General features: G+C 59.1%; 19 protein-coding genes and 1 tRNA gene. 9 read left to right on the forward strand and 11 right to left on the reverse strand.

Features of this window, described 5'->3' with window-relative positions:
* The first annotated feature begins 43 nt into the window (after positions 1-43).
* Positions 44-814, forward strand: a complete 771-nt coding sequence (locus NXC24_RS02500; protein WP_104821862.1) for an isocitrate lyase/phosphoenolpyruvate mutase family protein — start codon at positions 44-46, stop codon at positions 812-814.
* Positions 815-925: 111 nt separating this feature from the next.
* Here the strand turns inward: NXC24_RS02500 and argB are convergent, their stop codons facing one another.
* On the reverse strand, positions 926-1,813 hold the full coding sequence (gene argB, locus NXC24_RS02505; protein WP_104821863.1) for an acetylglutamate kinase: 888 nt from the start codon (positions 1,811-1,813) through the stop codon (positions 926-928).
* Positions 1,814-1,995: 182 nt separating this feature from the next.
* Here argB and NXC24_RS02510 point away from each other — a divergent pair, with 182 nt between their 5' ends.
* The 3 genes from NXC24_RS02510 (at position 1,996) to NXC24_RS02520 (ending at position 3,908) form a co-directional block, all read left to right on the forward strand.
* Positions 1,996-2,535: a sigma-70 family RNA polymerase sigma factor gene (locus NXC24_RS02510; protein ID WP_104821864.1), complete on the forward strand. Its 540-nt coding sequence runs from the start codon at positions 1,996-1,998 to the stop codon at positions 2,533-2,535.
* Complete coding sequence (locus NXC24_RS02515; RefSeq protein ID WP_104821865.1) at positions 2,532-3,242, forward strand: anti-sigma factor; 711 nt, start codon at positions 2,532-2,534, stop codon at positions 3,240-3,242. The genes NXC24_RS02510 and NXC24_RS02515 overlap by 4 nt, the downstream gene beginning before the upstream one ends.
* Positions 3,243-3,350: 108 nt before the next feature.
* The gene (locus tag NXC24_RS02520; RefSeq protein ID WP_104821866.1) at positions 3,351-3,908 is read left to right on the forward strand and encodes a fasciclin domain-containing protein; all 558 of its coding nucleotides are present in this window, start codon (positions 3,351-3,353) and stop codon (positions 3,906-3,908) included.
* A 57-nt stretch (positions 3,909-3,965) separates the two neighbouring features.
* On the opposite strand, the gene yihA is transcribed toward NXC24_RS02520, so the two are convergent.
* Both yihA and NXC24_RS02530 read right to left on the reverse strand, forming a co-directional pair.
* Complete coding sequence (gene yihA / locus NXC24_RS02525; protein ID WP_104821867.1) at positions 3,966-4,625, reverse strand: ribosome biogenesis GTP-binding protein YihA/YsxC; 660 nt, start codon at positions 4,623-4,625, stop codon at positions 3,966-3,968.
* 110 nt (positions 4,626-4,735) lie between these two features.
* Positions 4,736-5,638: a LysR family transcriptional regulator ArgP gene (locus tag NXC24_RS02530; RefSeq protein WP_104821868.1), complete on the reverse strand. Its 903-nt coding sequence runs from the start codon at positions 5,636-5,638 to the stop codon at positions 4,736-4,738.
* 98 nt (positions 5,639-5,736) lie between these two features.
* Here NXC24_RS02530 and NXC24_RS02535 point away from each other — a divergent pair, with 98 nt between their 5' ends.
* Complete coding sequence (locus NXC24_RS02535; protein WP_104821869.1) at positions 5,737-6,345, forward strand: LysE/ArgO family amino acid transporter; 609 nt, start codon at positions 5,737-5,739, stop codon at positions 6,343-6,345.
* A 178-nt stretch (positions 6,346-6,523) separates the two neighbouring features.
* On the opposite strand, the gene yidC is transcribed toward NXC24_RS02535, so the two are convergent.
* Genes yidC through rpmH form a run of 3 tightly spaced genes read right to left on the reverse strand, consistent with a single transcriptional unit; the run spans position 6,524 to position 8,894 of the window.
* The gene (gene yidC / locus NXC24_RS02540; protein ID WP_104821870.1) at positions 6,524-8,338 is read right to left on the reverse strand and encodes a membrane protein insertase YidC; all 1,815 of its coding nucleotides are present in this window, start codon (positions 8,336-8,338) and stop codon (positions 6,524-6,526) included.
* Positions 8,338-8,739: a ribonuclease P protein component gene (gene rnpA / locus NXC24_RS02545; RefSeq protein WP_104821871.1), complete on the reverse strand. Its 402-nt coding sequence runs from the start codon at positions 8,737-8,739 to the stop codon at positions 8,338-8,340. The genes yidC and rnpA overlap by 1 nt, the downstream gene beginning before the upstream one ends.
* 20 nt (positions 8,740-8,759) lie before the next feature.
* On the reverse strand, positions 8,760-8,894 hold the full coding sequence (gene rpmH, locus NXC24_RS02550) for a 50S ribosomal protein L34 (RefSeq protein WP_041677194.1): 135 nt from the start codon (positions 8,892-8,894) through the stop codon (positions 8,760-8,762).
* 430 nt (positions 8,895-9,324) lie between these two features.
* On the opposite strand from rpmH, the gene NXC24_RS02555 reads away from it, so the two are divergent.
* The 3 genes from NXC24_RS02555 to NXC24_RS02565 all read left to right on the forward strand — a co-directional run bounded on the left by NXC24_RS02555 (position 9,325) and on the right by NXC24_RS02565 (position 13,226).
* Positions 9,325-11,334 carry a methyl-accepting chemotaxis protein gene (locus NXC24_RS02555; RefSeq protein WP_104821872.1) on the forward strand — a complete coding sequence of 670 codons (2,010 nt, stop codon included), beginning with the start codon at positions 9,325-9,327 and terminating at the stop codon, positions 11,332-11,334.
* Positions 11,335-11,503: 169 nt separating this feature from the next.
* Positions 11,504-13,024: a HAMP domain-containing sensor histidine kinase gene (locus NXC24_RS02560; RefSeq protein ID WP_104821873.1), complete on the forward strand. Its 1,521-nt coding sequence runs from the start codon at positions 11,504-11,506 to the stop codon at positions 13,022-13,024.
* A gap of 125 nt (positions 13,025-13,149) precedes the next feature.
* Positions 13,150-13,226 (forward strand) — tRNA-Arg (locus NXC24_RS02565).
* Between the two features lie 154 nt (positions 13,227-13,380).
* Here NXC24_RS02565 and NXC24_RS02570 read toward each other — a convergent pair.
* Positions 13,381-13,821, reverse strand: a complete 441-nt coding sequence (locus tag NXC24_RS02570) for a MarR family winged helix-turn-helix transcriptional regulator (protein WP_104821874.1) — start codon at positions 13,819-13,821, stop codon at positions 13,381-13,383.
* 61 nt (positions 13,822-13,882) lie between these two features.
* Between NXC24_RS02570 and NXC24_RS02575 the strand changes: the two genes are divergently transcribed.
* Positions 13,883-14,302: an SgcJ/EcaC family oxidoreductase gene (locus tag NXC24_RS02575; protein ID WP_104821875.1), complete on the forward strand. Its 420-nt coding sequence runs from the start codon at positions 13,883-13,885 to the stop codon at positions 14,300-14,302.
* A 129-nt stretch (positions 14,303-14,431) separates the two neighbouring features.
* Here the strand turns inward: NXC24_RS02575 and NXC24_RS02580 are convergent, their stop codons facing one another.
* From NXC24_RS02580 to NXC24_RS02595, 4 genes are all read right to left on the reverse strand, one after another.
* On the reverse strand, positions 14,432-15,334 hold the full coding sequence (locus NXC24_RS02580) for a GNAT family N-acetyltransferase (RefSeq protein WP_104821876.1): 903 nt from the start codon (positions 15,332-15,334) through the stop codon (positions 14,432-14,434).
* Between the two features lie 54 nt (positions 15,335-15,388).
* On the reverse strand, positions 15,389-16,201 hold the full coding sequence (locus NXC24_RS02585; protein ID WP_104821877.1) for a class I SAM-dependent methyltransferase: 813 nt from the start codon (positions 16,199-16,201) through the stop codon (positions 15,389-15,391).
* Positions 16,202-16,394: 193 nt separating this feature from the next.
* Positions 16,395-17,351 (reverse strand): transcription factor, encoded by a 957-nt coding sequence (locus tag NXC24_RS02590; protein ID WP_104821878.1) that lies wholly within the window; start codon positions 17,349-17,351, stop codon positions 16,395-16,397.
* A 323-nt stretch (positions 17,352-17,674) separates the two neighbouring features.
* Positions 17,675-18,352: a hypothetical protein gene (locus NXC24_RS02595; RefSeq protein WP_104821879.1), complete on the reverse strand. Its 678-nt coding sequence runs from the start codon at positions 18,350-18,352 to the stop codon at positions 17,675-17,677.
* Between the last annotated feature and the right edge of the window lie 19 nt (positions 18,353-18,371).

Here is an 18,371-nt window from a genome sequence, read left to right on the forward strand (position 1 = left end):
AAGGACAAATGCGCCCGGTGAGGTTTTTCAGGAGGGGGATAGTATGAGTCAGGTGGAAAAGGCGGCAGAGTTCGCCAGGCTGCATCGGAAGGGCGATCCGCTGATCCTCTTCAATATCTGGGATGCCGGCTCGGCCAAGGTAGTCACCGAAGCAGGCGCCAAAGCGCTGGCAACGGGGAGTTGGTCGGTCGCCGCGGCCAATGGTTTCGGCGATGGCGAGGCAATACCGCTGTCGCTGCTGGCGGTCATTACCCGCCTGATTTCGGTCACGAGCCCCCTGCCGGTCTCCGTCGATTTCGAAGGCGGCTATGCCATAGAGCCGGATGCCGTCGCCGCGAATGTCGAAAAGATCATGGATCATGGCGCAATCGGCATCAATTTCGAGGATCAAGTGGTCGGCGGCCGCGGCGTTCATCCGATTGAGATGCAGGTGGCCCGCATCCGCGCCATCCGGGAGATGGCCGACCGGCGGGAAATGCCGCTGTTCATCAACGCCCGCACCGATCTTTTCCTGCAGGAAAGCGATACGGCCCATCATCAGATTCTGCTGGAGGAAGCTTACCGCCGCGCCGACGCTTTTGCCGAGGCCGGCGCCAGCGGCTTTTTCGCGCCGGGGCTCGTCGACGCGGAATTCATCGAAGCCGTCTGCGATCGCTCACCTCTGCCGGTCAACATCATGGTGCGTCCGACAACGCCCGATAACATCACCATGGGCAGGCTCGGCGTCAGCCGCATCAGCTACGGCCCCGCGCCCTATAGGACCGTGATGGGAATGCTGAAGAGCGAGGCCGAGGCGCTCTATCAGCAGACCTGATCATCCTGGCTTTTTCTGCGCAAACACGCGCTCTACTGATTTCGGTTGAACGCGCAGTTGCCGACAATGAGAGAACCACGCCTTCCCAACTTGGGGAGGGCGTGTTTTTCCTTAAGGGACAATCAGCGTACCGGCGCCGCGTTCGGTGAAGATCTCGAGCAGCACGGAATGGGCAGTCTTGCCGTTGAGGATGACGACGCCCTGGACACCTGCCTTGATCGCGTCGATGCAGGTCTCGACCTTCGGGATCATACCGCCGGAAATCGTGCCGTCGGCAATCAGCGCATGCGCCTGGGCGACGGAGAGTTCCTTGATCAATTGGCCTTGCTTGTCGAGCACGCCCGGAACGTCGGTCAAGAAGAGCAGGCGGGTGGCGCTGAGCGCGCCGGCGATGGCGCCGGCGAAGGTGTCGGCATTGATGTTGTAGGTGGCGCCGTCGCGGCCGGGAGCGACCGGCGCGATGACCGGGATCATTTCCGACTTTGCCAAGAGGTCGAGCAGCGTGCGGTCGACTTCGACCACTTCGCCGACAAAGCCGAGATCGAGCACGCGCTCGATATTGGAATCCGGATCCTTGATGGTCTTATGCGCTTTCTCGGCGAAGACCATGTTGCCGTCCTTGCCGCAAAGGCCGATCGCCCATTCGCCAGTCTGGTTGATCAGCGCAACGATTTCCTTGTTGATCGAGCCGGCCAGCACCATTTCGACGATCTCGACGGTCTTGGCGTCGGTCACGCGCAGGCCGCCTTCGAATTTCGATTCGATGCCCATCTTCGTCAGCATGGAGCCGATCTGCGGACCGCCGCCATGGACGACGATCGGGTTGACGCCTGACTGTTTCAGAAGCGCGATATCGGCCGCAAACGCCTTGCCGAGCTCCGCATTGCCCATGGCATGACCACCGTATTTCACCACGATGGTCTTGTTTTCATAACGCTGCATATAGGGTAGGGCCTGAGCGAGCAGGCTGGCTTGAAGTTCGCTTTGGGATTCGGACATGGGGCACCCCGTAAAATTGATCGCGGCCTTTTATCTCAAGTTTTTGACAGAGGGAATAATGGTGACAGGATTAGTTTTTCCTGCGTCATATCGCGCCCCGCCCATTATCATCCTTTGAGTGAGCTTGCCGCCCGATGCTTTTCCCCTAAGATATCTTGAATAAGCCGCGATCGGGGGATCGGATGGCGAGTGAGGAGATAGAGGCGCTCATCGGCCGGGTCGCGATGCGCGACCAGAAAGCCTTTGTCGCGCTCTATAAGAAGACGAGTCCGAAACTCTATGCCGTGTGTCTGCGTATCCTCGGCAATAGAACGGACGCCGAGGAGATTTTGCAGGAAGTTTATGTGAAAATCTGGCAGCGGGCGGAGCGCTTTATCGCCTCGGAAGGGCCGGCGATCCCGTGGCTGACCACGATTGCGCGCAATCAATCGATCGATGCTATCCGTGCCCGAAAACCTGTCGCAGACGAAATTGATACGGCCTATGATCTTGCTGATACCGAACCTGGACCCGAAGAGCAGGCAATAGTGAAGGGAGAGGGAAGGCGGATTGACAGGTGCATGGAAGAGTTGGAAGCTGATCGGGCGCGGGCTGTTCGCAGCGCCTATGTGGATGGCCTAAGCTACCAGGAACTTGCCGAGCAATATGCGGTGCCTTTGAATACCATGCGCACCTGGCTGCGCCGAAGCCTGATTAGACTGAGAGAGTGCATGGACAGATGAGTACGCCCGATCAAAGCAAGGGAGGTCGCTCCCGAGATGAAGTCCTGGCCGGAGAATATGTGCTCGGCGTGTTGTCATTGGAGGATCGGCAGAAGGTAGAGCGGCGCATGCGCAGCGATCGGCAGTTCGCCGCCATCGTCAGCCGCTGGGAGCAGAATCTTTCGGGATTCAACGACGATTACGACATGGTCCCGCCGGCCGCCTCCGTCTTTCCCAAGATCGAAAGGCGCATTTTTGGAGAAGCCGCTTTCGGCGCCAATCTCTGGAATTCTTTGTTGCTCTGGCGGTCCGTCGCCTTCGGTTCCTTGTTTCTCGCAGCCGGCGTTCTGGTTTTCACCGTCACGAACAACGTCTCGAAGCCGCAGCCGGGCAGGCAGCTCACCGCATCTCTTACCGGACAGAACAGCCCCATCAATTTGCTGGCGGATTATGACGTCACAAGCGGACGACTGAAGGTGACGCCGGTCGCTGCCGGCCAGCCTCAGGAAAAATCATTGGAACTCTGGCTGATCCGCGGCAGCGAGCCGGCCGAGGCGCTCGGCGTCCTGCCGCAGACCGGCGAGGGCGAGATCGTCCTGCCGCAGGAGATCCACGGTAAGCTGACGGAAGGCGCGATCATCGCCGTCAGCGTCGAGCCCTTCGGCGGTTCGCCGACGGGCAAGCCCACGGGCGATGTCATTGCCTCCGGCACGATCCATTTGCCCTGAAAGCATCTTTCTTCCGAAAAAAGAATCGCGGCTGAAACTCTTCCTTCGGCGCCTCCGTACCTTGCTCTGACCCCATGTGATCGGGGCAAAAGAGGAAGAGGACAAGCCATGATGAAGACCGCAATCCGCATCGCCGCAGTGGCCGTAACGCTTTCGGCCGCGACCGGCCTCGCCTATGCGAAGAACCCGACCGTCGGTGGCGCGCCGATGTTCGCCAGCAAGAACATCATCGAAAATGCCGTCAACTCGAAGGACCACACGACGCTGGTCGCCGCCGTCAAGGCCGCCGGCCTTGTCGATACGCTGGAGGGCAAAGGCCCCTTCACCGTCTTTGCGCCCACCAATGAAGCCTTCAAGAAGCTGCCGCCCGGCACGGTCGAGACGCTGCTGAAGCCGGAGAACAAGGCGATGCTGACGAAGATCCTGACCTGCCATGTCGTCGCCGGCGATGACATGGCCGCCGCCATCAGGAAAATGTCGATGGGCAATGGCGGCGAATATGATCTGAAAACGGTCGGCGGCTGCACGATCAAGGCCACGGAAATGGGCGGCAAGCTGACGTTGACCGACGAGGCCGGCGGCACCGCTCACATCACCATTGCCGACGTTAAGCAGTCGAACGGCGTGATCCACGTGGTCGACAAGGTGTTATTGCCGAAAATGTAACGACCATCGGCAGCATGGCCGCCACTTTTCTAACGTCGAGGGTGGCGGCCTCTTTTGTCAGACGGCGATGCCGACCGTCAGGCCGATCGCCTGACGCAACTCCTGTAGGCCCTCGGCCTTCTCCGAGGAGGTGGCGAGGATGCCGGGATAGGCGGCGGGGCGCTTGCGGATCTTTTCGGCCGTATCGGCCACCAGCTTCGGCAGGCCCGCAGCCTTGATCTTGTCGGTTTTGGTCAAGACGATCTGATAGGAAACCGCGGCCTTGTCGAGCAGCGACAGAACCTCTTCGTCATTTTTCTTGATGCCGTGGCGGCTGTCGATCAGCACATAGACACGCTTCAGCGTCGACCTTCCGCGCAGATAGTCGAAAACCAGTTTCGTCCAGGCATCCACCTGCTCCTTCGGCGCTTCGGCATAGCCGTAGCCGGGCATGTCCACCAAGGCCATCGGCGGCAGGTCGGTTCCTTCGCCGGAAAAACCGTCGGGAACGAAATAGTTGAGTTCCTGCGTGCGGCCCGGCGTATTCGAGGTGCGTGCCAGACCCTTCTGGCCGACCAGCGCATTGATCAGCGACGACTTGCCGACATTCGAGCGCCCGGCGAAAGCCACTTCCAGCGGCCCCTCGGGCGGCAGGAATTTCATCGCCGGCACGCCGCGGATGAAGATCCATGGGCGCCCGAAAAGCGGCTTGTCGTCTTTTATCGTCTGATCTGCCATGCGCTCGCGGTCTTCCGGTTCAACTGGCTGACTGGCTTCGGGGTTTTGGCTGGGAAAGTCAAGTTTTGATCGTCAGCTCTTCGTTGGCGGCTGGCGTTCCAAAGCAGTCGTCAGGACGGAATAAGCGATCTTTTTGCAACATCGATAACGGTTTGGGTAAGCAGGGCAAGCCGGTCTGCGGCGAGACGGCTAATCTGCCAGTAGAGGGTCACATCCAGAGGCGTGTCCGGCACCAGTTCGACCAGCCGCCCAGCCCGAACATGGTCTTCAATGAGATGAACCGGGTTCATTCCCCATCCCATCCCCAGCAGGCTGGCTTCGACGAAGCCTTGTGTAGAGGGCAACCAGTGTGTTGGCACGTTACTGTGGACTCCGAACACACGTTGGAGCCAATCGATTTGGAGGCGATCCTTCTGACTGAAGATCAATGAAGGCGCGACGGCTATGGCCTCCGGTGTCACGCCATGGGGAAAATACCGTCGAACAAAGTCGGGGCTTGCTGTGGCATGGTAGCGCATAGCACCCAAGGAATAGCGGCGGCACCCGGAAATCGGTTGTTCCATGCTGGTGACGGCAGCAATGACCCTTCCGCGCTGAAGCCAGTCCGCGGTGTAATCCTGATCATCAACCGAGATATTGAGAAGATAATCCGACGTGTTGGCGAAGCGCGCCGTCGCTTCCAGAAACCAGGTTCCAAGACTATCGGCGTTCGTCGCGACCTGAAGCGTGACCCGCTGCTGAGGTTTTCCACGCTCGCTGAGAGAGGGGAGATGTTCGAGCAATTCGCTTTCCAGAATGCCGACGTTTTCCATGTGCCGGCAAAGCCAGTCGCCCTGTTCCGTGGCGATACAAGGCGTCCCCCTGATGACGAGCGCAGTGCCGACCCGTTCTTCGAGTTGCTTGATCCGCTGAGAAATGGCCGACGGCGAAACGTTCAGTACCGCAGCCGCTTTTTCGAAGCTGCCGGTTTGAACAACGGCGGAGAGAACGCGAAGAGCCGGGTAGTCTATCATGGATAAGCTACGCTTAATCAGTGTAAGGAGGTTTAAGTATCCTAAATCGGCGATCGGGTCTATGGAGCCGCGAGGCTTTTGAGGCGGGCAATATCGGCATGGATTTCTCGACATATTTTACCGGAATGACGATGGGGCTAAGTCTCATCGTCGCCATTGGCGCGCAGAATGCGTTCATCCTTCGCCAAGGTTTGCGCCACGAGTACGTCTTCGCGGTCTGCCTTGCCTGCGCACTGTCGGACGCTGTCCTCATCGTGATCGGGGTCACGAGTTTAAAGCAGGTCGTCGACGTGCTGCCATGGCTCGATCCCCTCATGCGCTACGGCGGGACCGCGTTCTTGGTCTGGTATGGGGCGAAAAGCCTGTTATCCGCGCTGCGATCCACCGGCGCTCTGTCGGTGGCGAAGAGCAATTCGGCGAGCTTCGGTAAGACCATGGCCATGTGCCTTGCACTGACTTGGCTCAATCCTCACGTTTACCTCGACACCGTTGTGCTTCTCGGAACGATCGCGACGCGCTTTCCAGGTCATCAGGCGGAGTTTGCCGCAGGGGCCACGACAGGGTCGTTCCTGTTCTTCTTTTCACTGGGATACGGCGCGACCCGACTGAAGCCCATCTTTTCGCGGCCGGCATCATGGCGCATTCTCGAGGCAATCATTGCCTGCGTCATGTGGCTGATCGCTTTCAAACTTCTCGGCGGGATGTGAAGTTCGCCGGGATGGCGGACGAGAAGAGCGCCATCTTGTATGACGTGCATCGGCTTTTTACTGCATAAACTGCCCCAGCGCGGCGCTTTCTCGTACGCTTTCGCCCTCTCGGCGATCGCAGTTGACGGCACTTGCCACCCAATAACGAAAAAGCCCCGCCGGAGCGGGGCTTGTATCGTCATTTCGAGGGCGCCGGTTTTCGTTTGAACAGGCCCTTCAGATTGTCGAAGAGTTCCACTTTCACGCCATGGCGCTTCATGATGATCGACTGCTGGATGACCGAGAGCGTGTTGTTCCAGGCCCAGTAGATCACGAGGCCGGCCGGGAAGCTCGACAGCATGAACATGAATACCAGCGGCATCCAGTTGAAGATCATCGCCTGCGTCGGGTCGGGCGGCGTCGGGTTCATGCGCATCTGCAGGAACATGGTAACGCCCATGATCAGCGGCCAGACGCCGAGATGCAGGATAGTCGGAGCGGCGAACGGCAGCAGGCCGAACAGGTTGACGATCGAGGTCGGATCGGGAGCGGAAAGATCCTGGATCCAGCCAAAGAACGGCGCGTGGCGCATCTCGATGGTGATGTAGATCACCTTGTACAGCGAGAAGAAGATCGGGATCTGCAAGAGCACGGGCCAGCAGCCCGCGATCGGGTTGATCTTCTCTTCCTTGTAGAGCTGCATCGTTGCCTGCTGCAGCCCCATGCGATCGTCGCCGAACTTGGCCTTCAGCTCTTCCATCTTCGGCTGCATGCGCTTCATGTTCGCCATCGAGGCATATTGCTTGCTGGCGAGCGGGAAGAACAGCGCCTTGACGACGATGGTCGTGCAGAGGATCGCGACACCGAAATTGCCGAAGAAGTGGAAGAAGAAATCCATCAACTTGAACATCGGCTTGGTGATGAAATAGAACCAGCCCCAGTCGATCAGGCGGTCGAAACGCGGGATCGAATAGCTCGTCTCGTAGCGGTCGATGACGGGCACTTCCTTGGCGCCGGCGAAGACCAGGCTCTTCAGTTCCTGCGACTGGCCAGGAGCGATGGTGATGGCATCCTGCTTATAGTCGGCCTGGTAGCGCGGCTGACCGTCGGTGAAATGCGAGAAGTGAGCATCGTAGGCGGTCGACTGCGGCGGCACGATCGTTGCGGCCCAGTACTTGTCCGTGATGCCGAGCCAGCCGCCGGTCGCCTTCGCAGGATTGACGGCTTCCTTTTCAGCGGCGGTATATTTGGTCTCGATCAGCCCGTCATCGCCGATGACGCCGATGAAGCCTTCATGCAGGACATAGGCCGTCGGCGTGGTCGGCTTGTTGTAGCGGGTCACGCGGCCATAGCTCGACAGCGACACCGGCGCCTGACCGGCATTGGCGACCTTGTCGGTGATCGTGAACATGTAATGATCGTCGACCGAAATGGTGCGGGTAAAGGTGATGCCCTTGTCGTTGGTGTAGGAGAGCGTCACCGGCGTCTTCTCAGTCAGCTTGTCGCCGCCGGAAAGGGTCCAGATCGTCGAGGGGCCTGGAACGGCGCCGGTCGCGTCGCTGCCGATATAGCCGAGCTCGGTGAAATAGCCGTCCTTGGTGTCGGCCGGGCTGAACAGCGTGATGATCGGGCTGCTCTTGTCGACCGTCTCGTGATAGGTCTTGAGCTGCAGATCGTCGAGGCGTGCACCTTCCAGATTGATGGAACCGGCAAGCGCGGCGGTGTCGATGGCGACGCGCGAGGACGACGTTTTGGCAACCGATTGATCGCGGTTGAGGGTCGTCGGTGCGGTCTGGTCGTTCGCGGGCAACGAGCCGTTCACGGGGGTGCCTGCGGCCGGGGCCTGCGTCTGCGTCTGCGTCGACTGAGCCTGCTGCGTCTGCTGCTGCAGCTTGGCGGCCTGCTCGGCCTGGCGCTGCGCGTCGAGACGCGGGTTCATGTAGAAAAACTGCCAGGCGAGAACAATCAGCACAGACAGGGCAATTGCTATGAAGTAATTGCGGTTGTTTTCCATCATACTTTCCTGGAGCGGTCCGTTTCCGGCCGCCGGTGTTTCGGCCTGGTTTCGATGCGGCTGACGAGTTCGCTCGCCAGTTTCTCGAAAGGTGCGGTCAGCACATCGCGCCGCGCGACAACCACATAGTCGTGTCCGGGCTGCATTGCAAACCCCGCATGAAGCCGCACGGCTTCTTTCAGCCTGCGCCGCATGCGGTTGCGTTCGACCGCGTTGCCATGTTTTTTGGTGACGGTAAAACCAACGCGAGGTTCGGCGTCGGTGAGCTTGCGGTCCAGCACTTCAATGAGGAAGAGGCTTCCCCTGCGTTTTTCGCCTTCACGGACTACAAGAAACTGCGGCCGGCTTTTCAGCCGCCCGACAGTCTTTTTGGGTCGTTCATTCGTCAATTCGCCCGCCATCTTATCGGGCATTCCGGCCCTTAGGCCGAAAGACGCTTGCGACCGCGGTTACGGCGAGCGGAGAGAACCGCGCGGCCGCCCTTGGTAGCCATGCGCGCACGGAAACCGTGACGACGCTTGCGGACAAGCTTGGATGGTTGATAGGTACGCTTCATTTATTTAAACACCGCGGAGTGCGGCCCTTCTTGAGCTTTGCTTTAAAAGCAAGGAGCGTTGTTGATTATGGCGAACGGGCTTGGCCTGCAAAGGCAGGCTCCATGACCGGACGTGCGCGGGCTTATAAGGATCAAGGCCCCGGAAGTCAATTATACCGGCGCAGATTCTCAGAATCCGGCTTCTCTCGTCAAAAGATACTTTGCTCAACCAGTGCGTGAGCGCGATGAAAGTCGCAGGCAACCGGATTAACTAATAAGTTTCCAATATTAAACGTGGTTGTTGCTAGGAGTTTGCTAGCTCATTGAAAGTGTTTCGAAATTTATATTAAAGATATCGCAAGACAACATTAATGATTTTAGTCGATATCTAGAGATATGTCGGGAAAAGCCCTGGCTTTTTGGGGGTCTTCCGCTTCTAGGGAGCATATCGTTGAAGATTCGTGGTAAAATCAATCTGCTCGTATCCGTGATGGCTGGTGCCGCGCTTTTGATCGGCGCAACCGCTCTTTATGCGGTCGATCAATATGACGGGCAGCTCGATGCCTATGAGCTTGCGTCAAGCCGCGCCTATATGGGCGAGCGCCTGAACCGCTACGTCACCGCGGTCGTGATGGAATCGCGCGGCATCTATGCTTCCAGTACCACCAAGGATGCCAAGAACTTCGCCGACGGATTGATGAAAGATCTTGACGAGATCGACAAGGTGATTGCCGCCTGGTCGCCGTTGGTCCCCGAAGAGCAGAAAGCCGAATTCACCAAATTGCAGGATCGCGCGAAGGAATTCCGCACATTTAGAACCGAGACCGCTCGGCTCGGTGTAGCGGAAAGTCCGGAGGCCGCCAACAAACAGGGCAACAACGACGCCAACCGCGCCAATCGCAAGGCATTCCAGGCTGAGATCGATGCGGTCGTTCAGACCGACAAGGCAGCGCTTGATGTTGTCGATGACGAGGTCACGGCTTTCCGCCAGACGGTCATGTGGGCCGTGCTCGGCATGATGGTGGCGGGGATCGGCGCCGGCGCCGGCCTCGGCATGTACATTGGCACCGCGCATCTCAGCCGGCCGATCCGCAAGGTGACCGAGACCATCAAGCAAGTGGCTGACGGCAATTTCGATATCGAGGTTCCTTTTGCCGGACGCGCCGACGAAATCGGCGAGATGGCCGCCGCCGTCGACGTATTCAAGCAGAACGGCAATGCCGTGCGCCGCATGAATGCCGAGGAGACCGCGATGCGCGCCAAGAGCGACGACCTGCAGTCCAGCATGTCGCTCGTCGTTTCCGCTGCCGCGGCCGGCGATTTCAGCCGCCGCATCGAAAAGGATTATGGCGACGTCAACCTCAATCGTTTTGCCGGCAACATCAACGAACTTCTGACGAGTGTCGACACCGGTGTCGGCGAGGTCCGCCGCGTCCTTGCGAGCCTTGCCGAAGGCGATCTGACCCAGACGATGCGAGGCGAGTTCCACGGTGCCTTCGCCGAGCTGCAGCAGAACGTCAACAGTACCTTTGCGACCCTTAAGAGCACCATGCGCGAAGTGCGCGAGACGACCGGCTCCATCAACACCAATACCAACGAACTGCGCAGCGCCAGCGACGATCTCTCCAAGCGCACCGAACAGCAGGCCGCTGCCCTGGAAGAGACCTCGGCGGCGCTCGACCAGATCACCGCCGTTGTGCAAAGCTCGACCGAGCGGGCACAGGAGGCGAGCGTCATGGTGACGGAAGCCAAGGAGAACGCCGCTCATTCCGGCATGGTGGTTCGCAACGCCGTCGAGGCCATGGGCCGCATCGAACAAGCATCCGGCGAGATCAGCCAGATCATCGGCGTCATCGACGAGATCGCCTTCCAGACCAATCTGCTGGCGTTGAATGCCGGCGTTGAGGCTGCCCGTGCCGGTGAAGCCGGTAAGGGCTTCGCCGTCGTCGCCCAGGAAGTGCGGGAATTGGCGCAGCGCTCCGCCACCGCCGCCAAGGATATCAAGGCGCTGATCAGCAAGTCGGGCGATCAGGTGCAAGTGGGCGTCAAGCTGGTGCAGGCAACGGGCGAGGCGCTGGCGGCGATTGAGGCGCGGGTCTTGAAGATCAACGATCATATCCATTCGATCGCAACGGCCGCCCGCGAACAATCGACTGGCCTGACGGAAGTGAATAAAGCCGTCAATCAGATGGACGAAGTGACGCAGCGCAACGCTGCCATGGTCGAGGAAACCTCCGCAGCTACCCATCGCCTCTCGGCCGAGGCCGATGGTCTCGTCAGCCTCGTTGCCCGCTTCAAGGTCGACACGGGCGCTACCTCCGCTCCGGTGGCTGCGCGCACCGAAACGCATCGTCCCGTCGCATCGCCGGCACGCCGAATGCTCGGCAAGGTCGCTGGCGCCTTTGCGGGCGGTGCCGCTACGGCAGCAGCACCGGCAGCGCAGGGCTGGGAGGAATTCTGATCCGGCCCGGGTTCTGACGGAAGGGCGCGGCGACGCGCCTTTCCTGTCTTTTGACATAACCAATCCGCCGTGCTGCCATAGAGGCGATTGGAAAAACTGTCACAATCTCCTATTATCTGCTTCGATATGTCGTCATCAGATCGCTTTGAAACAAAGCGGGACAGCCGAAATGGATAGTGAGCAAGACAGCAACGTCGGCGAAGGCAGCAAGGCCGAGGCTCGGGGTCACTCGCGTTTCTACCGCCCCACTGGCATTTTCGGCGGCCTTTCCGGCAAGCTCCTGATGCTCACGGTCGTTTTCATCCTGCTTGCCGAAGTGCTGATCTTTGTTCCCTCCGTCGCCAACATGCGCTTGCGCTGGCTGGAGGACCGGCTGAACACGGCCGCCGCCGCCGCCATTGTCATCGATGGCTTGCAACCGGTCGAACTGCCCCGCGCGCTTCAGAAGGAAACGCTGATGGCGACGGGTACGCGTGCCATCGTGTTGCGCAAGGACGGCACCTCGCGGCTGTTGGCGACCGCCGAGATGCCGGCTTCCGTCGACGAGCAATATGATTTGAGCGACGTCTCGCTGCCGACAGCGATGCGCGATGCGCTGGACACGCTGCTGTTCGGCGGCAACCGCATCATCCGCGTCTTCGGTCCGGTTGGCGGCGACACCGGCACCGGCATCGAAGTGGTGCTGAAGGACACAAGGCTGCGCAGCGCCATGCTTGCCTATTCCGGCAGTGTCCTTTTCGTCTCGATCCTGATTTCGCTGTTCACCGCGACCCTGATCTTCTTTGCCATCAATCGCATGATGATCCGCCCAATCCGGCGCCTGACCGACAGCATGCAAACCTATTCGGATGATCCAGAAGACCCCGCCCGCGTGTTGGTGCCGGACGGTGGACGCGACGAATTGGCCGTGGCCGGCCGCCATCTCGCCTCCATGCAGTCGCAGTTGCAGAAGACGCTGAAGCAGCAGAAGAACCTCGCCGCTCTCGGTCTCGCCGTGTCGAAGATCAATCACGACATGCGCAACATCCTGTCGGCCGCGCAACTGATGTCCGACCGCCTGGTCGATGTCGACGACCCGATGGTCAAGCGCTTTGCGCCAAAGCTGCTGCGCACTATCGACCGCGCCGTCGGCTATACGACCGAGGTGCTGTCCTTCGGCCAGACCTCCGAATCCGCCCCGCGCCGCCGCCGCGTGCATCTGCTCGAACTCATCGACGAGGTGCGCGATATCTTGGCAATCGACCCTGATAGCGGCATCGAATTCGTCGTGCAGATGAGCCCGGATCTGGAGGTCGATGCCGACAGCGAGCAACTGTTCCGCATCATCCACAATCTCTGCCGCAACGCCCATCAGGCCCTGGTCGCCTTTGCCGAGACCGCGCCCGACAGCATCCGACGAATCACGGTGTCTGCGCGTCGCATTGGCAGCGTCGTCAGCATCACCGTCGACGATACCGGCCCGGGCATGCCGCAGAAGGCGCGGGAAAACCTCTTCACTGCCTTCCGCGGCTCCGCCCGCTCCGGCGGCACCGGTTTGGGGCTGGCGATCGCCCGCGAACTGGTGCTTGCCCATGGCGGTACCATCGCGCTGGTGGAAAAACCCGCCGCCGGCACCCAATTCCGCATCGAAATTCCCGACCGCCCGGTTTCGCTCGACGACTACCGCAGCCGCAGCTTTCACGAAAACTGAGCGTTTTCAGCCTCTTCGCGATACTCGTAGCGAAAATCGCAATCTTTTTCACAAATCCACTTGCATTCCCCGGAAGGACGCTTTAGAGAACCGCCCACGCCAACGGTTCCTTCCGTTTCGGCCACGCACCCGTAGCTCAGCTGGATAGAGCACCAGACTACGAATCTGGGGGTCAGGAGTTCGAATCTCTTCGGGTGCGCCATTTTCTCCATCATTCCGGAACAGCCGGGCATCAATCTCGATCGAGATGATTTTAAGCCCGATCGGCCCAAAATCAGCCTGATCTCGATCACGTAGTTGGAGCGGGACTCCGCCGAAAACCGCCCACACTTTCCGGCATCCCTTGCTGCTTTGCCTCAACCCATCCTCGGCTGCATGTCATCCTTTGCCGCGATGGTCCGCAGGGCGGTGCGCAATATCTGATAGGCTTGCTCTCCCAAAAGCTCACGATATCGTCGTTCGTTCCCGTCGTTAAATTCGTGAACGATCTGCATCACCTGTCGCGCCTTCGGACCGGCGGTGACGAGCTTAGCGCGCCTGTCCGTAGGGTCGGGCGCCCGCTCGACATAGCCAAGGCGTTCCAGATCATCAATCAGTTCGCCCATCGCGGCCTTGCCCATACCTGCCCTCTCGGCAAGCAGACTGGCTCGGGTTCCTTCTTCATCAATATTGGCAAAGATTGCGCCATGCTTCGGCCGAATGGCTGGATGGCCGCGCTTGTGCAGCGTCTCGGTGAGCGCGTGTGCGGAGGCCTGATAGGCATAGAGCAGAAGTGACTGCGTGTAAGGCGTTACCATATTTCCAATTAATTCCGGTTGCCATATAGTATGGAAGCCATATTAAGATAGGGGACTTGAGATGTCACTGTATCCTGACGTTGGACAAGCCGCGCAACAGATCGTTGATGCGTTCGTCGCCGCATGGAATAGCCACGATGCCAGGGCCTTTTCCGCGATATTTGCGCAAGATGCTGATTTCACGAACGTATTTGGAATGAAGGCAAGAGGCCGGTCATCGATCGAGCAGTTTCACAGGCCCATATTCGAGACGATGTTCAAGGATAGTCAGCTCGAAGCAACCGAAACGCAAATTCGTCCTATCCGGCCCGATGTTGTCGCGCTCGACATTCACTGGAGCATGACGGGCGCGCGTGATCCGAGAGGGAATGAATGGCCAGAGCGCCACGGGCTGATCAACATGGTGATCGTGCGCGAACAAGACGTCTGGTCAATTGCTGTCATGCACAACATGGACTTGCCCGCGGACGGCAAAGCGTAAGCTCAGCGTAAGCTGCAGAGTTGACGCGCTCTTCACAGCCAAGATGTGGGCTACGTGCGGCGAGCCACGATGATGGTGGCGAGCTGCCCGCCAGCAATCGAATCCGTTGCGCTGCCGGCAGATGTCGGATCACATAAAGCCAGGATTTCGCGGCAGATACTGCGTCCAGTCTCCATAGCCGGGCGAAGCCATCAACAGCATCGGAAAGGTGATCCGCATGCCTTGCTTGACCGCAAGGCTCAAGGCGCTGTCGCATGTGCCTGGAAGGAACGCCGATATATTCTCAGCGGAACCATCTGCCGCCAGCTTCAACGCAGTCGCAAAGGCATCATGAAGAAAGTCGGGCCGCGTGACCGCGAGCGGCCCGATGTGCCCATTGGAGGCAATATAGCTGTAGCCGACAGGATCGCTGCCGGCGCAGAGCAAAACCCCCGTAGTCGCCGGGTCGTCGAGCAAGTAGCGGTGGTGTTTCTCCCGCGAGACGCCTATGGCACGCGAATCGATCTCGACAAGGTCTTCCATGGTCGCGGTGCTGTTGTCGATCGCGATGGCACGCAATGGCGGTTCCGGCAGCGTCTGCCTCACCCGTTCGCGTGCCACACTGAAAAAGTAAATCGGCATGTTGGGAAAGAGGCCGTGCCGCATGTAGAGGCCCTGCGAGACACGATTGAAGGTGAAAGTAATCAGCGCCTTGTCAGTCGCCCCCGATTTCCGGGCATGCTCCATGGTTCGTTCCAATAGTTCATTTCCGATGCCTTGGCCTTGTCGGGCGGGATCGACGAACAGTTGGGCGAGGAACCAGACATTGCCGCAAACCCAACTCCAGGCAAAGCCGAGAATTTCCCCGCCATCTTCTGCGACCCACAGGCCATCAGGGTCATCCTTGAGCGAAAATATCTGAAAGCTGGGAGGACTTGCTGCCGCCATCGGGCCGAAGCCGTGCCGAACGGTAAGATCATTGATGCTGGCAACCACCAGAGCATCGGTCGCTGGCAAATCCTCCGCCCGAGCAGGTCTGTAAACAAGCGACATCGGATAACTCCGGCAAAGGTTTACGGGAGAATGCGAGCCGCAACGCAGCCCAAATCACAATTTCCTCGCCGAAAACATAATGGACTGCATAGGCATGCGCCGCTGGCTATTGCCGAAGCTGCGGCGAAGTTCCTGCAGGATCGCCTCGAAGACCTGTTCGGGTTCGGCGCCCTGGCGCGAGCGGATCTGTTCGGCAGCGGGATTGCCATAGACGAGGCCGCGGGCGAAGGCAGCGGTATCGGCGATTTCCTTTTCCACTCTTATGACGGAAATCGTGATGTCGGAGAAACCGGCGTTGATGAGCGATTCCTTGATCGGGTCGATTTGCGCACAGGAAAACGGCACGGTGTAAAACTGTGGCGGATCGGCGGGGAAAAAGCGCCCGAGGACCCCGTGGGCGATGACGGAGTAGGGATTATAGTCCATCCGGTCCCAGACGTTGAGCAGATAGGTGCCGCCGGAGGAAAGAACACGATGCGCTTCGCGGTGGGCCTTGTCCTTGTCGGGAAAAAACATCAGGCCGAATTGGCATACGACCGCGTCAAAGCTGTCGTCTGCAAAGGGGAGCTGCGTGGCGTCGGCGGTCTGGAAGTCTACCTGGTCGGCAGCGCCGAATTTGGTGCGGGCGATGTCCAGCATCGGCGCATTGAAATCAGTCGCGGTCAGGGACACGCCGGCGGGCAAGGCATCGCGCAGGCAGCGTGTGACGATCCCGGTGCCTGCGGCGATCTCAAGAACCCGCTGTGGATTGCAGGCGGCGGTGCGTCGCGCGGTATCGGCCGCATAATCGGTAAAGATAACCGGCCCAAGGCCGGTATCGTAGTGCTGCGGAATATCGCCGACGAAACGGGCCGTATCTTCGCTCATGGGGCACCTCACAAAGCCGTTGAGGAATAAAGATGCGCTTCAGCATACTGCGATTGTGCCCGCTTAACCATGAACGGATGAAGTCGGCGGCGGCGACCTCATCCCGCATTCAATTCCCCTTCGTCATACCCCATCGGAAATGAATGGCTGGGAAGCGCCGAAAACTGTTCGGCGCTCCCCAGCCCCTCCACCTTTACTTCAGAACGATGCGCAGCGGCGCGGTCAGCTTCTTGAAGCCGGAGCGCAGCATGTCGTGCTTGGTCTTAGGGTTCTTGTCGGAAAACATTCCGATGATCGAGGTCTTCAATTTGTCGCGCCATTGGGACTTGCCGGGCGATGTCGGCTTCAGGCCGCAGCGCCGTAGGAGATAGTTCATCTGGTAGACGGCCGCTTGCCTGTCGCAATCGCGCACGCAGAAATGAATGCCGAGAGCGATCGAATAGATATCACCGTTCTTGAAAGCATGCGGCGCTTTCGAGGGGTGGTGGACGCCGGTGCCCTGGTTCAAGGCATAGACCGTCGCCTTGCTTTGTTTCTCGATGGTATATTTGGCGGCGTTGAGATCGCCGATGTAGTATTTTTCGATTTCGTTGTCGGGCAAGACGGAACGGTCGTTTGCGTCCCATATGTTGGCGGTTCGGTTGCCGTGAATCTGGAACAGAAACGTTGCTTCATGGTCGATGTGATAGGGTGTTACAGCCTCAGGCGAGGCCAGGAAGATGTAGGCGTCTTCCCAGGTGACTTCCTCCCGCGAGCAACCCGTGTCGGCGAGGATTTCCGTCATGAGCTGATCAAGCAACGCCCGATATTCGGGATCGCGCTGAACGCTGTAGAGCAGCACCCACGAACCTGATTCCGCCAGATTCGAGATCGCTTCGTTGACGCTCTCCACTTTGTCGTGCAGCGGCACGGCCCAGCCGGCATCCACCGGTGCTCCGCCCGCCTGCCAGCGCACACTTCTCGTGCTCGTATCGGCAAGCAACGATTTCGCAAGTTCAGCAAGGCGCGGAAGCGAGAACAACCGATGACCGACCAAGTTGTGGCTGAATTGAAATGACCTTTTATTGAAATCATCTCTGAAAGCGTTCGGTTTCACCTCGATATTGCGGGTATCGAGGGAAGCGGGCTTCGTCACGACGGCTGTAGGCATGATCGGAATCCTTCGGGATGACAGAGGTCTCGGAAATCTCACAAAACTGTGATTGTCCTTCACATTTTTGTCATCTAGTCCAATAGGCGACGGATATCCTTCGATTGGATCACCTCATTCCCAATCGGGTGTAGGCCATGCGCTGACACAATCATTTCGATTTTTCTAAAGAATATCAGGCGGATGATCGGGGAGGGGAATAGTTCTGTGGCGTGGCTAAGGTAGGCTTGTCCTTACCCGGTCCTCGGTGCCCCCGCCGCTGATGGCCGGCGGCATGGTCACCCCATGCGCCTTGGATCACGCCGCCCCTGCCTCAAGGACGCTTAGGCGCTCGTCTCTTCGGACGCGGATACTTCCGAGTTCGACGCACTCGTGTCCGAAGCGGCTGATGCCGACGGCCAGGTGATGTAGTAGTACTGCGATCCGACCTGGCCGAAATAGGCCTCGTTGCCGGTGGTCTTGTCGACGAAACTGCCGTCGGCGTTCTTCACGAAGGTTGCGTCGGAGCCGCGCTCAAGATGAGCCTTCAGGAAGTCGTTCCAATCGGTGGTGGGGATCGTGTCGGCAGTCTTGCTGGTCGTGCCCTGCTCGCTATCGGCATCGACATCCCACGCCTGGATCGAAACGCCTTTCGTCGGATCGGAAACCGTCAGCGTGCCGTTGTCGAGGGCGTCGAGCATGGCCTGAGCCTGGCCTCCCTTGCCTTCGTTTTTGACGGCGTCCTGCAGGTTTTGTTTCAGAATATCCATGAACGAGCTGCTGGTCATGTCCGGATCGGATTGCGTTGCCGCGGAACTGTCGGTTTGATTTGCCGACAGGCCGTTGAGCATGCTTGTAAGCGATGCCTGTGATTGCGACGGCAGGCTGGAGAGATCGCTGCTGCTACTGCTGTCGTCCAAAAGGGGATCGTCGCTCGAATCCTGCGAAGCGTCTGGTGTCTGCAGCAATTGCAGCGCCATTTGCGATGAGAGCAAGCGGGTCGTGGTCAATGCGGAGACCATAGGTCGTTCCTTCCCAATA

Source organism: Rhizobium sp. NXC24, from assembly GCF_002944315.1.
GTDB lineage: Bacteria > Pseudomonadota > Alphaproteobacteria > Rhizobiales > Rhizobiaceae > Rhizobium.

What these genes read in the sequence shown, in the direction of transcription:
- argB (WP_104821863.1), bottom strand. Translation starts at nt 1,813, where the DNA reads ATGTCCGAATCCCAAAGCGAACTTCAAGCCAGCCTGCTCGCTCAGGCC.
- NXC24_RS02580 (WP_104821876.1), bottom strand. Translation starts at nt 15,334, where the DNA reads ATGTCGCTTGTTTACAGACCTGCTCGGGCGGAGGATTTGCCAGCGACC.
- NXC24_RS02570 (WP_104821874.1), bottom strand. Translation starts at nt 13,821, where the DNA reads ATGGTAACGCCTTACACGCAGTCACTTCTGCTCTATGCCTATCAGGCC.
- NXC24_RS02520 (WP_104821866.1), top strand. Translation starts at nt 3,351, where the DNA reads ATGATGAAGACCGCAATCCGCATCGCCGCAGTGGCCGTAACGCTTTCG.
- NXC24_RS02500 (WP_104821862.1), top strand. Translation starts at nt 44, where the DNA reads ATGAGTCAGGTGGAAAAGGCGGCAGAGTTCGCCAGGCTGCATCGGAAG.
- yidC (WP_104821870.1), bottom strand. Translation starts at nt 8,338, where the DNA reads ATGGAAAACAACCGCAATTACTTCATAGCAATTGCCCTGTCTGTGCTG.
- NXC24_RS02530 (WP_104821868.1), bottom strand. Translation starts at nt 5,638, where the DNA reads ATGATAGACTACCCGGCTCTTCGCGTTCTCTCCGCCGTTGTTCAAACC.
- NXC24_RS02515 (WP_104821865.1), top strand. Translation starts at nt 2,532, where the DNA reads ATGAGTACGCCCGATCAAAGCAAGGGAGGTCGCTCCCGAGATGAAGTC.
- NXC24_RS02510 (WP_104821864.1), top strand. Translation starts at nt 1,996, where the DNA reads ATGGCGAGTGAGGAGATAGAGGCGCTCATCGGCCGGGTCGCGATGCGC.
- NXC24_RS02535 (WP_104821869.1), top strand. Translation starts at nt 5,737, where the DNA reads ATGGATTTCTCGACATATTTTACCGGAATGACGATGGGGCTAAGTCTC.
- NXC24_RS02585 (WP_104821877.1), bottom strand. Translation starts at nt 16,201, where the DNA reads ATGAGCGAAGATACGGCCCGTTTCGTCGGCGATATTCCGCAGCACTAC.
- yihA (WP_104821867.1), bottom strand. Translation starts at nt 4,625, where the DNA reads ATGGCAGATCAGACGATAAAAGACGACAAGCCGCTTTTCGGGCGCCCA.
- rpmH (WP_041677194.1), bottom strand. Translation starts at nt 8,894, where the DNA reads ATGAAGCGTACCTATCAACCATCCAAGCTTGTCCGCAAGCGTCGTCAC.
- NXC24_RS02595 (WP_104821879.1), bottom strand. Translation starts at nt 18,352, where the DNA reads ATGGTCTCCGCATTGACCACGACCCGCTTGCTCTCATCGCAAATGGCG.
- rnpA (WP_104821871.1), bottom strand. Translation starts at nt 8,739, where the DNA reads ATGGCGGGCGAATTGACGAATGAACGACCCAAAAAGACTGTCGGGCGG.
- NXC24_RS02575 (WP_104821875.1), top strand. Translation starts at nt 13,883, where the DNA reads ATGTCACTGTATCCTGACGTTGGACAAGCCGCGCAACAGATCGTTGAT.
- NXC24_RS02560 (WP_104821873.1), top strand. Translation starts at nt 11,504, where the DNA reads ATGGATAGTGAGCAAGACAGCAACGTCGGCGAAGGCAGCAAGGCCGAG.
- NXC24_RS02590 (WP_104821878.1), bottom strand. Translation starts at nt 17,351, where the DNA reads ATGCCTACAGCCGTCGTGACGAAGCCCGCTTCCCTCGATACCCGCAAT.